This is a genomic window from Aurantiacibacter gilvus, from assembly GCF_038289935.1.
Classification (GTDB): Bacteria; Pseudomonadota; Alphaproteobacteria; order Sphingomonadales; family Sphingomonadaceae; genus Alteraurantiacibacter; species Alteraurantiacibacter gilvus.
Map to the genome: position 1 here is coordinate 326516 of NZ_JBBYHV010000002.1, position 14456 is coordinate 340971.

The 14456-nt window shown below is 66.2% G+C and carries 14 protein-coding genes; 2 read left to right on the forward strand and 12 right to left on the reverse strand.

Features of this window, described 5'->3' with window-relative positions; genetic code table 11:
* Both AAEO60_RS11540 and AAEO60_RS11545 read left to right on the forward strand, forming a co-directional pair.
* Window positions 1-276 (forward strand): DUF2061 domain-containing protein, encoded by a 276-nt coding sequence (locus AAEO60_RS11540; protein WP_341673863.1) that lies wholly within the window; start codon window positions 1-3, stop codon window positions 274-276.
* A gap of 8 nt (window positions 277-284) precedes the next feature.
* Window positions 285-1019, forward strand: a complete 735-nt coding sequence (locus AAEO60_RS11545; protein WP_423970225.1) for a 3'(2'),5'-bisphosphate nucleotidase CysQ — start codon at window positions 285-287, stop codon at window positions 1017-1019.
* On the opposite strand, the gene AAEO60_RS11550 is transcribed toward AAEO60_RS11545, so the two are convergent.
* The 12 genes from AAEO60_RS11550 to AAEO60_RS11605 all read right to left on the reverse strand — a co-directional run bounded on the left by AAEO60_RS11550 (window position 1016) and on the right by AAEO60_RS11605 (window position 14453).
* Window positions 1016-1480: a low molecular weight protein-tyrosine-phosphatase gene (locus AAEO60_RS11550; protein WP_341673865.1), complete on the reverse strand. Its 465-nt coding sequence runs from the start codon at window positions 1478-1480 to the stop codon at window positions 1016-1018. The genes AAEO60_RS11545 and AAEO60_RS11550 overlap by 4 nt on opposite strands.
* On the reverse strand, window positions 1477-2700 hold the full coding sequence (locus AAEO60_RS11555) for an alkaline phosphatase PhoX (RefSeq protein WP_341673866.1): 1224 nt from the start codon (window positions 2698-2700) through the stop codon (window positions 1477-1479). The genes AAEO60_RS11550 and AAEO60_RS11555 overlap by 4 nt, the downstream gene beginning before the upstream one ends.
* Window positions 2701-2890: 190 nt before the next feature.
* Entirely contained in the window at window positions 2891-3265 is a 375-nt protein-coding gene (locus AAEO60_RS11560; protein ID WP_341673867.1) for a c-type cytochrome, read from the reverse strand.
* Window positions 3262-4872, reverse strand: coding sequence for an FAD-binding oxidoreductase (locus tag AAEO60_RS11565; protein ID WP_341673868.1), 1611 nt, complete (start codon window positions 4870-4872; stop codon window positions 3262-3264). The genes AAEO60_RS11560 and AAEO60_RS11565 overlap by 4 nt, the downstream gene beginning before the upstream one ends.
* Complete coding sequence (locus AAEO60_RS11570; RefSeq protein ID WP_341673869.1) at window positions 4869-5270, reverse strand: hypothetical protein; 402 nt, start codon at window positions 5268-5270, stop codon at window positions 4869-4871. Before AAEO60_RS11570 ends, AAEO60_RS11565 begins: the two co-directional genes overlap by 4 nt.
* Window positions 5267-5689 (reverse strand): c-type cytochrome, encoded by a 423-nt coding sequence (locus AAEO60_RS11575; protein WP_341673870.1) that lies wholly within the window; start codon window positions 5687-5689, stop codon window positions 5267-5269. The genes AAEO60_RS11570 and AAEO60_RS11575 overlap by 4 nt, the downstream gene beginning before the upstream one ends.
* Window positions 5686-7284 carry an FAD-binding oxidoreductase gene (locus AAEO60_RS11580; protein WP_341673871.1) on the reverse strand — a complete coding sequence of 533 codons (1599 nt, stop codon included), beginning with the start codon at window positions 7282-7284 and terminating at the stop codon, window positions 5686-5688. The genes AAEO60_RS11575 and AAEO60_RS11580 overlap by 4 nt, the downstream gene beginning before the upstream one ends.
* Window positions 7285-7337: 53 nt before the next feature.
* Complete coding sequence (locus AAEO60_RS11585; RefSeq protein ID WP_341673872.1) at window positions 7338-7922, reverse strand: TetR/AcrR family transcriptional regulator; 585 nt, start codon at window positions 7920-7922, stop codon at window positions 7338-7340.
* Window positions 7923-8003: 81 nt separating this feature from the next.
* Window positions 8004-9020: a phytase gene (locus tag AAEO60_RS11590; protein ID WP_341673873.1), complete on the reverse strand. Its 1017-nt coding sequence runs from the start codon at window positions 9018-9020 to the stop codon at window positions 8004-8006.
* On the reverse strand, window positions 9020-11932 hold the full coding sequence (locus tag AAEO60_RS11595) for a TonB-dependent receptor (RefSeq protein ID WP_341673874.1): 2913 nt from the start codon (window positions 11930-11932) through the stop codon (window positions 9020-9022). The genes AAEO60_RS11590 and AAEO60_RS11595 overlap by 1 nt, the downstream gene beginning before the upstream one ends.
* Before the next feature lie 158 nt (window positions 11933-12090).
* Window positions 12091-12861, reverse strand: coding sequence for a hypothetical protein (locus AAEO60_RS11600; RefSeq protein WP_341673875.1), 771 nt, complete (start codon window positions 12859-12861; stop codon window positions 12091-12093).
* Window positions 12861-14453 carry a hypothetical protein gene (locus AAEO60_RS11605; RefSeq protein WP_341673876.1) on the reverse strand — a complete coding sequence of 531 codons (1593 nt, stop codon included), beginning with the start codon at window positions 14451-14453 and terminating at the stop codon, window positions 12861-12863. The genes AAEO60_RS11600 and AAEO60_RS11605 overlap by 1 nt, the downstream gene beginning before the upstream one ends.
* Between the last annotated feature and the right edge of the window lie 3 nt (window positions 14454-14456).

Here is a 14456-nt window from a genome sequence, read left to right on the forward strand (position 1 = left end):
ATGCTCCTGTTCAACGGGCGCGAGGCGCACAGTCGATCCTTTGCCAAAGCCGTCAGCTGGCGAGTGCTCGGCTCGATCGACACGTTCCTGCTCTCCTGGCTGTTCACTTCCAGCGCCAAGGCCGCAGGGGCCATCGCGGTGACCGAGGTCTTGACCAAGATGGTGCTCTATTACGGCCACGAGCGGGTGTGGGCGAACATTCGCTGGGGCTTCGCGGAAGAGCCTGCGGACACTATCGTCGACCTTGCCGTAGCTGACCCCGGAGACCCGCGATGACCGCCGCCATGACGGACGCCGAACTTGCCGCCGCGCTGGCCGAACAGGCAGGCCGCATCCTGCTGGAAGTGCGCGCCAGCGGCATGTTTGCAGGCAAGGCCCTGGGCCAGGCAGGCGACAAGACCGCCAACGAATTCCTCGTCGCGGCCATCCGGGCCCAGCGTCCGGACGATGGCCTGCTGTCGGAAGAGAGCAAGGACACGCTCGAACGCCTCGACAAATCGCGCGTGTGGATCGTCGACCCGGTCGACGGCACCCGCGAATATGGCGAGGAACGGACGGACTGGGCAGTGCACGTGGGCCTCGCGGTGGACGGCCTCGCCACCACCGGCGCGGTTGCCCTGCCGGGTCTCGGCCTGGTGCTGCGCAGCGACCAGCCTTCGCCCCTTCCTGCCGCTGCCGACAAGCCGCGCCTGGTGGTCAGCCGGACGCGTCCAGCCGCCGAGGCCGTGGCCCTGGCCGAGACAATCGGCGGCGAGCTGGTGGGCATGGGCAGCGCCGGCGCCAAGGCCATGGCCGTGGTGCGCGGCGAGGCGGAAATCTACCTGCATTCGGGCGGTCAGTACGAATGGGACAATTGCGCGCCCGTCGCCGTAGCGCAGGCATTCGGCCTGCATTGCAGCCGCATCGACGGCAGCCCGATGGCCTACAACCAGCGCGATACCTACCTGCCCGACCTGCTGATCTGCCGCCCTGAATGGGCCGAACGGGTTCTGGCCGAAGTGCAGTCGCTGGCCAGCTAGGCCAGCCGCGTCACCAACGCTTCCGCAGCGGCTCTCACGTCCCGCCAGGTCTCGGCAAAGCCCTCGTCACCGCCATAATAGGGATCGGCCACGGCCTGCCCCGCGCGCCCCGGCACCATGTCGAGCAGCAATGCCAGTTCCGCCGTCGCATCACGGGGCATCAGTCGTTCAAGGTTGCGCTGGTTCTCCGCATCGAGCGCGAAGATGTGGGTGAAGCGCAGGAAATCCTCCGCCTCCACCTGCCGCGCCCGCAGCCCGGAAATGTCGACGCCGTTCGCCAGTGCGGTGGCCTGCGCGCGCGGATCGGGCGGATTGCCGACGTGCCAGCCGCCGGTGCCCGCGCTGTCGATGTGGATGGCCAGCCCCGCCGCATCCGCCGCCACGCGCAAGGCCCCTTCGGCCATGGGCGAGCGGCAGATATTGCCGAGGCAGACGAACAGGACGGCGGGAGAGCTGCTCACGAAGGGAGCCAGGGTCCGGTGATCGCAAGCGTCATCGTGGGCCGCTGTATGTTGACGAACATGGTCTGTCCATCCGGCGCATAGCACACGCCCGCCCACTCGGTGTCGAGGTCCATCCGCGCGAATGGATAGACCGCACCCTGCCGGGTGATTCCGCGAATGTGGTTGATCGGGCGCACACGGTTATACTGGTCTTCGCAGACCATGAGGTGGCCGTTCGGCGCAATGGTCAGGTTGTCGCCAAAGCTGAATTGCTCGGGATCGGCAGTTTCGAAGAACAGCTGCACCATGTCCGGTTCACCATCTCGCCCCGGACGCACACGGAAGATCTGTCCTTCGCGGACGGCCCCGCCATAGGTGGCGCAGAAGTAGAATTCGCCCTCTCCCATGTGGATGCCTTCGTTCGAGTGGAAAATGGAGGCCCCGGCAGCAGCACCGCGGAAGCGCAGGTCGTCGTCGGGCGCCTCCGGATTGTCGAGGTCGACCCAGCTGGCCGTGTGCCAGTCTCCCAGCTCGATGTCGCGGCGGTAATAGTTGGTGGTGTCAGGAATGCCGGCGATGGCCAGCGCCTGCAACCTGCCACCCTCTGCCAACCGGCCGGGCACGTTGGGGATGAAGCGATAGAGCAGGGATTCGTCCCGGTGCTCGGTCATGTACACGGCGCCGGTTGCGGGATCGACACAGGCGGCTTCGTGTTTGAACCGGCCCATCGCTTTCAGCGGCACGGGATCGACAAGTCCGGGCGCATCAGCCGGCACCTCGAACACATAGCCGTGATCGCGGTTGGCCCGGCCATCGGGCAGCGTGACATCTTCCTCGCAAGATAGCCAGCTGCCCCAGGGGGTCACACCGCCAGCGCAATTGTTGATCGTGCCGGCGAGGCTGCGATACTGCCGTTTCACCTCCAGTGTGCGCTCATCCAGCACGACGGTGGTGGTTCCGCCGGGCAAGGGCAGCAAGCTGCGGGCAAAGGTATCATAGGCCGGGCCCACGACACCGCCGCCATCTTGCGACATGCTCAGTTCGTGATTGCGGACCAGCCCGATCTCGCCGTTGCCGAGATCGAAGCAGCCCATCCCGTCGGCATCGTCAGGTACGGTGAAGCCGTCGTCCATCTGGTCGCCAAGGCGGGAGATTACGCGGTAGGAAAAGCCTTCCGGCAAATCGACAATTCCTGCCGGATCGGGCACCAATTCGCCGTAGCCGCGGGTCGTGGCCATCGCTGCGCGCGGCGCAGCCGGGCGCCCCATGCATCCGGCGACAGCCAAGGCGGCGAAAACTGTCGACGTACGCAGGAACTGGCGTCGATGCGCGGAAGGAATTTCGAATTTCATGGCGGTTGCGACCCGTTGACTTGCTAATCAGGACGGCCATTCTAGCGCAAAATATGCAACCTGTATGACGGCCCGGCTACTGTCCCGCAGCAGCGGCATTGGCAGCCAGATAGGCAGCGACGGCGGCAATGTCATCATCCGGCAGTTCCGAGGCACGGAAGGCGGGCATGGCCCCCACGCCGCGCCGGACGAACAGCGAGAGGACGGGCGCCGACAGGTCGCTCCGCAGTTCCAGCGCGCCGGGACGGGTGCCATCGTACTTCTCTGCCAGCGCGGCCGTTCCGGGGAGCATTGCGGAGCCATCGTCTCCCGGTCCCTGCCCGTGGCACGGCGCGCACATGTGTTCAAACACCTGCCGCCCTTGGGCGACCTGCGGGTCTTCATCCTGCGCCGAAACCGATACGGTCAGAGCGAGGGCCGAGAAGGGCAGGGCGACTGCGAGATACCTCATGGACGGAACCTTCGGGGCCAGACCCCGCCCCGCCCCGGCGCGATGATCCCGGTGGGATCGACCGCGTCCTTCAACGCTTCGAGGAAGGTCCGCAGCGAGCCGTTGTTGAAGCTGTAGGTTGCAGCGACATCGTCCTGGTAGATCGGTGCCGCACGGTAGTCGCCCCAGCCGTGTTCAGCGGCGACCGCGACCATGTGCTTCATGGCGCGGTGGACCATGGCGTTATGCTCGGGATCGTCGTGGCGGATGCTCGGGGCGAAGACCATCTGGAAGGTGTGGCTGTGCCAGAACAGCGGCGCGGTAACGGCGCTGAAATAGGGCGGCAGCGGGTATTCGCGGCTGGCGTCGCCCAAGACGCGCTGCATTGCGAACACCGCCTCGCCATCGCGCGGCAGGACGGGGAAGAAGCCGACATGGCCATCGTCGCGGACGATCTCCCAGATACCCAGCGAAGGCACGCCCAGCGCCCCGCGGCGACGGATCGCGCTGGGGTATGGCTGCGTAAGATTGTCGAGCTGCTCTTCGGTCGCAGGCAAGGCGAAGTGGTCGCCGTCCAGCGCCTCGGCACCGGGAATGTCCGAGAGGATGCGGTCCTTGGCATACTCCCACTGCGCCAGCGTCGCCGCCTCGGGGCCGAGGAACTGCAGGTCGATCGCCCAGGAGTGCAGGCCCGCCTCGTTGGCGGCGGCATCCATCTCGGCATCGCTCGGTCCGCCCAGCTTGGTCGCCAGGGCAGCGAATTCGGGATTGCCGAGCAGCGCCGCAAGCGGGCTGGCGAAGCGCACTTCGCTGACCATGCCGCTGTCCGACAGGTAATTGACGTGCTGGACCAGCTTCACCAGGTCGCGGCGGCGCGGCACGCGGATCAGGCCGGTGCGGTAATATTCGGGCTGCGGCATCAGCCGGAAGCCCATCTTGGTCACCACGCCGAAATTGCCCTGCGCGAACAGGCCCGACGGGTCCGGCCCGAAGCCGTAGGGGTATTCCTGCCAGCTATCGGCCCCCGGCATGGCCCCCATGCCGGTACGCATCAGCTCTCCATTCGGGAGCACGACCTCCATCCCGCAGTGCGCGCCGAAATGGTCGCGGAACTGCGGCATGGTGTAGCCCACGCCGCGGTCGAGTGCGTTGCCGACGGGCGAACCCCAGCCGGGATCGGGGCAGTCGATCATGACCTTGAGGCCGCGATCGGTGATGTGACGGTAGAGGTCGAAATAGGAAACGCCGGGCTCGACGAGGCAGTAGTTGCGATCCTCGTTCACCTCGAACACGGCATCCAGCCGCTTCAGGTCCAGCACCGTGCTGCCCTGCACATTGGGCGACGGCCCGCCGTAGCCGAAGTTCTTGCCGGTGGAGATCGGGTGCAGCGGCACGCCGTGGCGCCCCGCGATCCTCACCACTTCCTGCACCTGCGCCACGTCAGCGGGCGCGACTGCGCTGCTCGCCTGGATTTCCTCCGGCGTGTTCCACACCGGCGAGAAGCTGTCGCGATAGGGGAACATGTCGGCATCGGACGACCAGACCCAGTCCTCCCCCACGGCGGCGCGCAGGTCAGCGAGGAAGGCGGCGAAACCGGCTTGGTCGAGATCGGGTGGAAGGACGCTCACGCGGTGACGCTCGGGTGGTGCGGAGCGATGATCCAGCGCACGGCCTGCACCCCGTTCACTGGCGGCAGGTCGAGCGCCGCGCGCGACACCACGCGCCGTCCCTGGTGCTGGGCCAGCGTTTCCAGCACGAACAGCGCATCGCTGCCGGTAATGCCGCCGAGCACGAAGCCGGGCTGCCGCCAGCGGGCATCGAGATCGTCGAACCAGACGCGGGTCACGTCGCCAGCGAACTGCATCACCGGCACCGGCGCGTCAGCCACGGCCAGCGCGCCGGGAAAACGGGTATCGACCAGCATGGCGTCCAGGCCCTGCGGCGCGGCGGCAAAGGCACCGTGCCAGCCGGTCCCGAGCGCGGGCAGGGCCGCGCCCCATTTCAGCACATCGCGGCGGGTGGTCATCGACTTGCCTCCATCTCGGCCATCTCGTCCGCCAGCAGCGGCACGTGTGCGCCGCGGTCATCCAGCGGCGCGGTCAGGTAGGCGGACAGGGCCGCGAGATCAGCATCGGAGACCTCTGTGCGACGGAAAGGCGGCATCCACGATACGCCGTTGCGCACGAAGTATGCGATCAGCGGGGCGGACAGGTCCGTGCGGTCCTCCAGCGCGGCGGGAATGTCCGTGCCCTGGTACTTGACTGCGAGGCTGTTCGTCCCGGCAAGGCGCATCGAATCCGCATGGCACGGCGCGCACCAGTGGGCGTAGACGGCCTTGCCATGCTCCAGCTCGGGCGCGGCGGGGCCGGTGCGGACCTCCTGCCGCGCGGTGGCGACGCCCACGCCCAGTGCCAGCACGACGGCGGCGGAAAGGACCAGTCTCATGCCCCGTCTCCCGTGCGCCGCAGCTGGCGATAACGTTCCGGCCAGACGCCGTAGCGCCCTGCCGAGATGATTCCATTGGGATCGAGCGCGTCCTTGATCGCCTCGTTGACGCGGCGCAGTTTATGGTCGCCGAAGCTGTAGGCATCCATCACGTCGTCCATGAAGGCGGGCGGGCAGCGGTACTCGCCCCAACCGTGATCGGCACAGGTGCGGATGATCTCGCGCACGGCATCGCGCAGGTGGGCATTGCGACCATCCTTGTAGACCGGCACGGCAGCGAACAGCACGAAACTGCGGGTCCAGCAGGTGACGGCGGGCGCGAACATGAACAGGTCCAGCCCCAGCCGCTCGCATTCGCTGCGCATGACGCGGTTGGCGTCGATGATGCCCTTGCCCGAACGCGGGATCACGGCGCTGAACCAGATGTGCCCGTCGCTGGGATTGAAGTTGCCGTAGCCGCGGCTGCCAACGCTGAAGATTTCCAGCGAGGGGATGCCGAAGCGCGGCTTGTGGATACGCTCCATGTCCTCCGGGGAAAGGGGCAGGTCGACATAGCCGGTCTCGGCAAAGCGCACGCCGGGAATGTGTTCGAAGCGCGACTTCACATAGGCCCACTGTTCGCGGATCACGCGTTCGGGGCCGTAAAAATTGGGCGAGAAGGACCATGCCGGAACGCCGCTTTCCTCGACCATGGCATTCATGACCTCGGGTTCCGGAATCATGGCCATGGCGATCGGGTTTTCGCGGGTGAGAACGGGCGAGCCGAAGCCGGGCATCCCGTTGAACAGGTTGCCATATTCCAGCTCGTTGGCCACGCGCACCAGTTCGTCGAGATCCTCGTAGCGCATCACGCTGACGCTGGCGGAAAGCCATGCCTCGGGCGTGGGGAACATCCAGAAGCCCATCTTGGTGACCACGCCCAGCGTCGACTGGCGGAACATGCCGTCGAGGCAGGGGCCAAGACCCATGCGGTATTGCTGCCAGGTCTCACTGCCCGGCAGCGCGCCCATGCCGGTGCGCAGCAGTTCGCCGTCGGCCATGACCGCCTCGATGCCGCAGACCGCCTCGAAATGGCCGCGATAGCCGGAAACGGTGTAGCCGCCGCCGCTGTCGAGCGCATTGCCGACCAGCGAGCCCCAGCCCGGATCGGGCACGCTCATCATCAGCTTGGAGCCGCTCTCGCGCAGGTGGCGGTACATGTCGAAGAAGGAGACGCCCGGTTCGACCAGCACCGAACAGTTGTCCTCGTTCACCCCCAGCACGCGGTCCATGCGCTTGAGGTCCACCACCACGGAGCCGCTGAGCACCGGCGCCGAGCCGCCGTAGCCGAGGTTGCGACCGGTGGAGATCGGATAGATCGGCATGCGCCGCTCGTTGGCTACGCGCACCACCGCCTGCACCTCCTCCACATTGGCGGGTGCGACGGCGGCGCTGGCCACCTTCTCTTCGGGTTCGCCCCAGAGCACCGAGTAGAAATCACGGTAGGTGTTGAGGTCGGCGGGGCTGTCGAACACCCATTCATCGCCCACGGCGCTGCGCATGGCAGCCAGGCCGTCAGCGAAGGTCGCTGCATCCATTCCCGGTGGTGTCGTCACTGTACTTTCCGCTCCCGCCCCGCTGACCCACGGGATTCATACAGTCGTATAAATCAAGGCTCCGCCGCCTGTCCAGCCAAAGCAGCGCGGGCGAAGGCGAGCAGGAATACCGGGTCGTCGAGCGCACGCCCGTCGGGCAAGGCCGGCGCGCCGTGGGTGCGCGGCGGCGGGCCCAGTGCGGCGCCGGAAATGAAGCGCAGTCGCGCGCGCAATTCACCTTCGTCGAGGTGCGGGAAATGCGGGTGCAATGTCTCGCGCAGGCGCACGACGAAGGTTGCCAGCGCCTTCAGCACCAGCTTGCGCGGCGCGCCTTCGGCGTGGGCGGCAAGCTCGTCGAGTACCACCAGCGCGCGCCCTCCCGGCGTAAAATGGGCCGGCGTCCCCATGGGCACCAGCCACAGCGACAGCGCTTCGTCGAGCGGCATGCCCGGCTGGATGATGTCCCACCGGGCAAAGATGGGTGCAAGGTTGCGCCGGGCGAGCTCCGCCAGCAGGTTCTCGATAGTCTTGAAATGATAGGTGACCAGCGTCGGGTTCACCCCCGCCTGGTCGCCCACCTTGCGCACGGAAAGGCCGGTCACCCCGCGCTCCACGAGGATCTGCTCTGCTGCCGCGAGCAGGCGTTCGCTCGTTGTCAATTCGGTCAGTGGCTTTCCCTTCCCTTGCCCCCACGGGGACATGCCCCATGCACGGCGGGAAGGGCAAGCGTGACGTGAAGGCTAATCCAAGCCCAATGCCGCGCGGATGGCCTCCCAGCTGACCAGCTTGAAGTTCTGTGCCAGCGGCGCGTTCTGGCCGTCCTGTGCGACGAACAGGCCTGCGGGATAGTCCGGGCCGAAGTCGCCGAGCACGAGGCCGATCCCGTCGGTTTCCTCGGTAGCGCCAAACGCGCCCTGCCCGATAGCGAAGCGACCGACCGGCGTCATCCGGGGCAGCGCGTAGACGGCATAGGCGTTGTCGCCCTGGCTCGACGCGATCAGGTAACCGCCGTCCTCGCCCGCAGGGGCAATGGCAAGGCCTTCGACGTCAGCGACGAGGTACTGGTTGTCAATCGGGGCGACGAGTTCGCCTTCGGTCTGGCCGTCGCGGAAGCGCCAGATGCCTGCCGCTTCCTCGCCGACGTAGAGCGTGCCGTCGCGGTCATCGAAGACGCAGCCTTCGGGCTGGGTCGGCACCGACATCTCGCGAACCAATCGGGGCTCGGTGACTTGGCCATCGAACACGCCGGTGAGCGCATATTCCCGCAAGCGGCCATCCTTGATCACGGCCAGCGCGGTCACGCCGCGGTGCGCGGAGAGGCAGAAACCGTAGCCCTCGCCCGCACCGCTGGGCAGTCGCCCGAGCGGGTGCAATTCACCGCTCGCCGTGTCGAGCAGGAAGGTGGAGATGTGCGAATTGGCAAGGTCGATCCGGTCGCTGGCAGCGACGAAGACCGTCCCGTCGTCCAGTTCCAGCAGGTCGACATTGTTCACCGCACCGGCCTCGACGAAACTGCGAACTTGGCCGTCGAGGCCGTAAACGTAGAGTCCCGCCTTCTTGTCGGTGGCGACGATCAGGCTTTGCGACGGGTCCGCCGCGTTGCGCCAGATTGCCGGATCGTCCGCCGCGTCCTCGTTGGCCGTGCCCACCGGCACCGTCTCGCCGCTGGCGGCGACGGCAACCGGAGGCAGGCCCATGGGGGTGGTGGCGCAGCCCGCGAGCAGACCCGCCGCCATCGCAATCGCCAGGTTACGCATCAGAACGACACCCGGACGCCGCCCTTGAAGGTGCGTCCATAGACTTCATACTGGTAGTTGTTCTGGCGGCTGCCGACCGTGTTGTAGGCGAAGTATTCGGCATCGGTCAGGTTCACCGCCTCGACGAAGACCTGCACGTTCTCGGTGATCCGGTACCGCGCGCTGGCATCGAGCTGGAAGTGGCTGTCGACATAGCGGTCTTCTTCCGGCGAGCCGCCCAGTTCGTCAAGGTAATCATCGCGATAGGTGCCGGCCAGACGCAGGCTGATCGGGCCCTTCTCGTACCCCAGCACGGCGTTAAAGGTGTGCTCGCTGGTGGCGGGCAGCGGGATGGTGCGGGTGGCGCCGATGGTGCCGATCGTGTCCACGCCGCCAACGGGCACGGAACCGCTGGAGTCGGTGTAGGTGTAGTTCGCCTGGGTCAGCAGGCCGTCGAAAGGCTCGGGCAGCATGTCCCACTGCATGGCGAAGCCCAGTTCCACGCCCCAGACTTCGGCGCTGTCACCGTTGAGCGGGATCACCGCCTCGTTGAAGGCGATGCCGTTGTAGACCAGCAGCTCGTCCGGATCGATTTCGTCGTTGCCGTTGAGGTCTTCGGCATTGAACTCGACGTCGACGACGTAGTTCGACACGTCCTTGTAGAAGAACCCGGCGCTCAGCGCACCGCTGCCGCTGAAGTAGTATTCGACGCCGAGGTCCATGTTCCAGGCCTCGTAGGGGTCGAGCGACGGGTTGCCGAATTCGCCTTCGAGCTCGTCATCGTCGTTCACCTCCGCGGCAAAGCGCGGGGCGACCTGCGAGAAGCCCGGCCGCACGATCGAGCGATAGCCTGCGGCGCGGAAGACAAGGTCGTCCACCGGCTCGTAGCGGATGTTGAGGCTGGGCAGCCAGTAACCGTAGTTGCGCGGAGTGAAGGTGGGCGAGACGATGACGGTGTCATCGGTAGCCGTGCTGCCATCGGGCAGGGTGCCGTCCTCTTCCACCAGCAGGGTGTAATTGCCCATGATGTCGGTCTGCGTGTGCTCGTAGCGTACGCCGCCGATCACGGTCAGGGTGTCGCTGTCCCACCGCGCCAGGGCGTAGGCGGCAAGGATGTCTTCCTCGATCTCGTAGTCGGACACGGCGCTGTCGAAGGCGCTGTCGACCGGCTGGAACTCGAAGCTGCCGAAGTTGGCGCGGAAGTAGTCGCTTGCGCCGCGATAGCTCGCCACCGGCGAGAGGTCGGTGATGCGATAGGTCGGCGAGCCCAGCACGTCCGCAAGGGTGTAACCGTCGAGTTCGTAGAACGAGATGTTGGCGTCGTAGGTCTTTTCGCGCCAGCGGCCGCGCACACCGGTCTGCAGGGTCAGCGCGCCGCCGCTCATGACCAGTTCCCGCGCGACGTCGATGCGAGCGGAGATCTCGGTATCCTGCGCGTCCGACAGGTCGGTCACCTCGACATCCTTCAGTTCGTAGGTCGCGGCATCGAAGAAATCGTTCACCCCGCTGACCGCGTGAAGCGGCACGCGCGGGTTCGAATAGTCGATCGTGGTGACGAGCCCATCGCCTTCGAACTTGCGGCGGAACTCGGTCGGGTCGATGCTGCCGTTCTCGCGCTCGGAGCTTTCGGCGTAGCTGGCCATGTACTCGATGGTCCAGCCGTTGTCGGTCTGGGTCTCACCGCCGACGGCAAGCGAGTAGGTTTCCTGTCGTTCAAAACGGTCCTTGATGTCGCGTTCGACGGTGATCTCGTATTCTTCGCCCGGGTCCGAGGCGTCGAAATCGGCATAGGTCGCGCTGGTGCCGCTGCCGGTGACGAAGGCGTCGCCGAAGTCGAAGGTCAGGCGGCGGCGGTATTCCTGGTCGTCGAACCGGCTGAACAGGCCGCGCGCGTAAAGCTCGGTGGTGTCGCCCACGCGCAGGTCGAGGCCGAGCGAGGCGCTGATGCGTTCGCGCTCGACATCGTAGTCGCGGTACTGGACTTCCTCGGCATAGACGAGGCCATTGTCCTCTTCCCAGTCGTCCGCCTCGATATTGTCGGTTTCGAAGAAGCGGTTGTAGAACGAGACGCCGCCCGAAATGCCGAAGTCCGGCGTCAGGGCATAGGCGAAGTTGACGCTGCCCTTGGGGTTCAGTTCCTCGGCATATTCGTTGTAGCTGCCCTCGGCAGACACGGTGAGGAAGTTGCCGCGGCGATCGAAGGCCGAGACGGTGTTGATCTCGATCGATGCGCCGATGGTGTCGGCGTCCATGTCCGGCGTCAGCGACTTGTGCACCTCGATGGACTCGATGATGTCGCTGGAGACGACGTCGAGCGCCACGGCGCGAATATCGCCCTCGGGCGAAGGCACGCGCACACCGTTGACCGAGGTGGCGTTGAGGTTCGGGTCGAGGCCGCGCACGGCGACGAAGCGGCCCTCGCCCTGGTCGTTCAGCACGTTGATGCCGGGCAGGCGGCGCAGGCTTTCCGCCACGTTCTGGTCCGGGAACTGGCCGATGGCGTCGCGCGTCAGCACGTCGGTAACGGTGGCGCTGGCATATTCGCGGGCCAGCGCGTTCGACTGGTTGGCGCGCTGGCCGTAGACGAGGATACCTGCGGCGTTCTCCCCGCCCAGCATGAAGTTGACCGTGACGCTGCCGTCATCGGTGACTTCGATGGTCTGGCTTTCGGTCGGCACGCCCACGAAGCGCGCTTCGATGGTGTAGGTGCCGGCGGGCACGTCGGTGATGCGGAACGAGCCGTCCCGCTCCGTCACGACCTGGCGGCCCAGCTCGGGAATGCGCACCACGGCAGATTGCAGGGCGATGGTATCGGTTTCGTCGATCACCACGCCGGTGACGTCGCCAGCCAGGGCGGGCGTGGCGACGAAGGCGATGGCGGCCAATGCAACGGGAAGTGGACTCGCAGATGCGAGCAGGCGGGTGTGGCTCATGTATTCCTCCGAATGTTCTGGAGGCGCGCCTAGGGGCGCGGCATGACTGCCGCATGTCGTTGTCGTGACAGGAAAAAGAATCGCGTGACGGATCGGCGACAGCCAGATGACCGCGCCGTGTCCTGCCGGGGACCGGCAAGCGAAAAGGCCCTACTGAATCAGGGGATTATGCGTACGTCCACGCGGCGATCCTGCCAGTCGCCCGGCTCGGCATCTTCGTCGAACACGACGTCAATTTCATCAACGCTGTCCACCAACCCGTCGAACATGCGGGCGACCTGGCCGGCGCGCAGTTCGGCAAGGCCGCTGCGTTCCTCCACAACGGTGCCGTCGGTGAGCCTTACGGCAGCGCGATAGCCGGTCACTTCGATGCGCTGCGCGCCGACGGCTCGGGCATAGTCGAGGATTTCCCCTAGCGCGCCCGGTGTCTGGAAGTTCACCGCTCCCTCGAAAGGGAAGTAGACCGGGAAGGTGCGCGCCTCGAACGGCGGCTCGGGCGGCGGCGGAGGCGGTGGCGGTGAGAATGCCAGCCGTCCGGTACTTGGCCCGGGCGGGCGGCGCGGCTCGAACGGCAGGACATAGCCCGGTTCCGCCACCAGCCGTTGGTCACACTCCGGCGACAGTTCCGGCATTACGGCGACCCGGACCGGGTCCAGCACGATGCCGCCGCAGATCCTCTCGCCGGAAGCGCTCGGCGTGCCTTCGACCAGCGCCATGTGCCCCAGCCACGGCGGGTTGAACGGTGCGGATACGTCACTCTGGACGCCCATGTAATAGAGCTCCCCCTCATATTCGGTCAGCCAGCACGGGACGCTGGGCGTGTCCTTGACGATGGGACAGGCAACAAAGGCCAGGTCCTGCGCTTGGGCGGCAGAGTTACCCCCGGCAAGGGCCAGGGCGAGGAGCGAAACGGGGTAAAGGTTCTTCATCACAGGGTCGCCAGAAAGTTTTCGAGATCGGTCTTTTCCTGCTCGCTGTACTGGATGTTGTACCGGCGATCGTAGAAATCGATGACCTCGCGGATATTGGCGGCAGAGCCGTTCGAGAAATAGGGCGCGCGCGAGGCGAAGGCGCGGAACTGCTGCATGACGATGGTGCCCACGTCGTTGCAGCGGCCCGAAATCAGCGCCCGGCCCGGGTCCTGCGTATAGATTACGCGGCCCAGGAAGGGGTGCGGCGGCACGTCGTCACGGCAGGTGATGCGGAACAGCGGCATCAGTTCCTGCTCGTCCGTCCACGGGTTCTGCGGCACTTCGCGCGCCCACGGCAGGTTGGTCGTGCCAATGTCCATCCAGCCGTTGGCAGTATCGAGCCCGGTCATGTGCATGCCGTGGCAGGTGGCGCAGGTGCGCTTCACCGGATTGCCGAGCCCGACGCTGTTGAGGTGCATCGAATCCGAGATCCAGAAAGTACGGAAATGGTAAATCTGCTGGCCGCGCCAGATCGAGGCGCGACGCTCGTTCTGCTCGTCGGTCAGCTCGGGAAGTGGCTCGGCCCATTCTGCAGCCACAGGGAAGACCCAGCGGGTGGTGTTGTTGCCAAGGAAGCCGATATCGCCGTGGGCGAGGTTCTCCGGACCGAATGCGTTCCCGCCGGGCCCTGCCAGCAGGTCGCCCGCGACATTGTCGTAGACCTGCGCCGCGAACAGCTGACCTTGCATGTCGGTGATCTGTGCCAGCTCCGCCGGGGTCATGGCGCGCAGCAGTTGCAGGTGCGTGGCGGCAGCATCGGAAGCCTGCGTGGCAAGCGTGGGTACGCGGGCATCTGCCATCAGGTTCATGTTGACGGGCTCGCCGTTCTCCGGATCGCGCAGCGCCGGCTCTCCAGTCTTGCCGACGAAGGGGCCGATGCCGAAATTGCGGTGCACGACATAGGGCAGGTTCGCCACCATGCGCGGACGGCGATAGACCGAAACGGTGGGATTGGCGCTGTCGAGGCCGTATTCGGGATCGGTGTTGCATCCGCCCGGATCGCGTACGACTTCCAGCGTGAATTCGGGTTCGATTGTGCCGTCACCCCAGGGGTCGCGCGGCGGCCAGGGCAGGCCGATGCGGAACAGCCCTCGTTCCAGCAAGAGTGAGTGCGATGCTTCCTCACCCTGCGGCAGGTTGGGACAATTGGCGCCGTCGATCGCGGCAAAGATCGGATCGCTGCCGCCGGTTTCTTCCCAGCGTTCGCGGATCGAGCGGAGCGACAGGCTCATCCCGTCGGCAGGCTGGTGGCAGCTGACGCAGGCACGCCCATTGGGGCCTATCGGCTCGAAAAAGGGATGGCCTTCGGTCAGCACTTCGCCATCGACATTGTACAGCCGCAAGCGGCCGTGATCGTTCTCGTATTCGATAGCCTCGGGGATCGGGCGCCCCTCGCCCGGTTCCCACCAGCCGTTGCCGCCATTGGGCAGTTCCCCTGCGTGGGCCACCTGCGCAGCAGCGGCCTCGTCCGAGGATTGCGCGGTTACCGCCTGCCAGCCGAAACTGGTTACGGCAACGCCCAGCAGCAGGTGCGAAAGTCTCGGTTTCACGGT

Excerpts from the sequence above, each read along its gene's own strand:
- AAEO60_RS11540 (WP_341673863.1), top strand. The coding sequence starts at position 1 with ATGCTCCTGTTCAACGGGCGCGAGGCGCACAGTCGATCCTTTGCCAAA.
- AAEO60_RS11590 (WP_341673873.1), bottom strand. The coding sequence starts at position 9,020 with ATGCGTAACCTGGCGATTGCGATGGCGGCGGGTCTGCTCGCGGGCTGC.
- AAEO60_RS11600 (WP_341673875.1), bottom strand. The coding sequence starts at position 12,861 with ATGAAGAACCTTTACCCCGTTTCGCTCCTCGCCCTGGCCCTTGCCGGG.
- AAEO60_RS11570 (WP_341673869.1), bottom strand. The coding sequence starts at position 5,270 with ATGACCACCCGCCGCGATGTGCTGAAATGGGGCGCGGCCCTGCCCGCG.
- AAEO60_RS11545 (WP_423970225.1), top strand. The coding sequence starts at position 285 with ATGACGGACGCCGAACTTGCCGCCGCGCTGGCCGAACAGGCAGGCCGC.
- AAEO60_RS11555 (WP_341673866.1), bottom strand. The coding sequence starts at position 2,700 with ATGGCCACGACCCGCGGCTACGGCGAATTGGTGCCCGATCCGGCAGGA.
- AAEO60_RS11575 (WP_341673870.1), bottom strand. The coding sequence starts at position 5,689 with ATGAGACTGGTCCTTTCCGCCGCCGTCGTGCTGGCACTGGGCGTGGGC.
- AAEO60_RS11560 (WP_341673867.1), bottom strand. The coding sequence starts at position 3,265 with ATGAGGTATCTCGCAGTCGCCCTGCCCTTCTCGGCCCTCGCTCTGACC.
- AAEO60_RS11595 (WP_341673874.1), bottom strand. The coding sequence starts at position 11,932 with ATGAGCCACACCCGCCTGCTCGCATCTGCGAGTCCACTTCCCGTTGCA.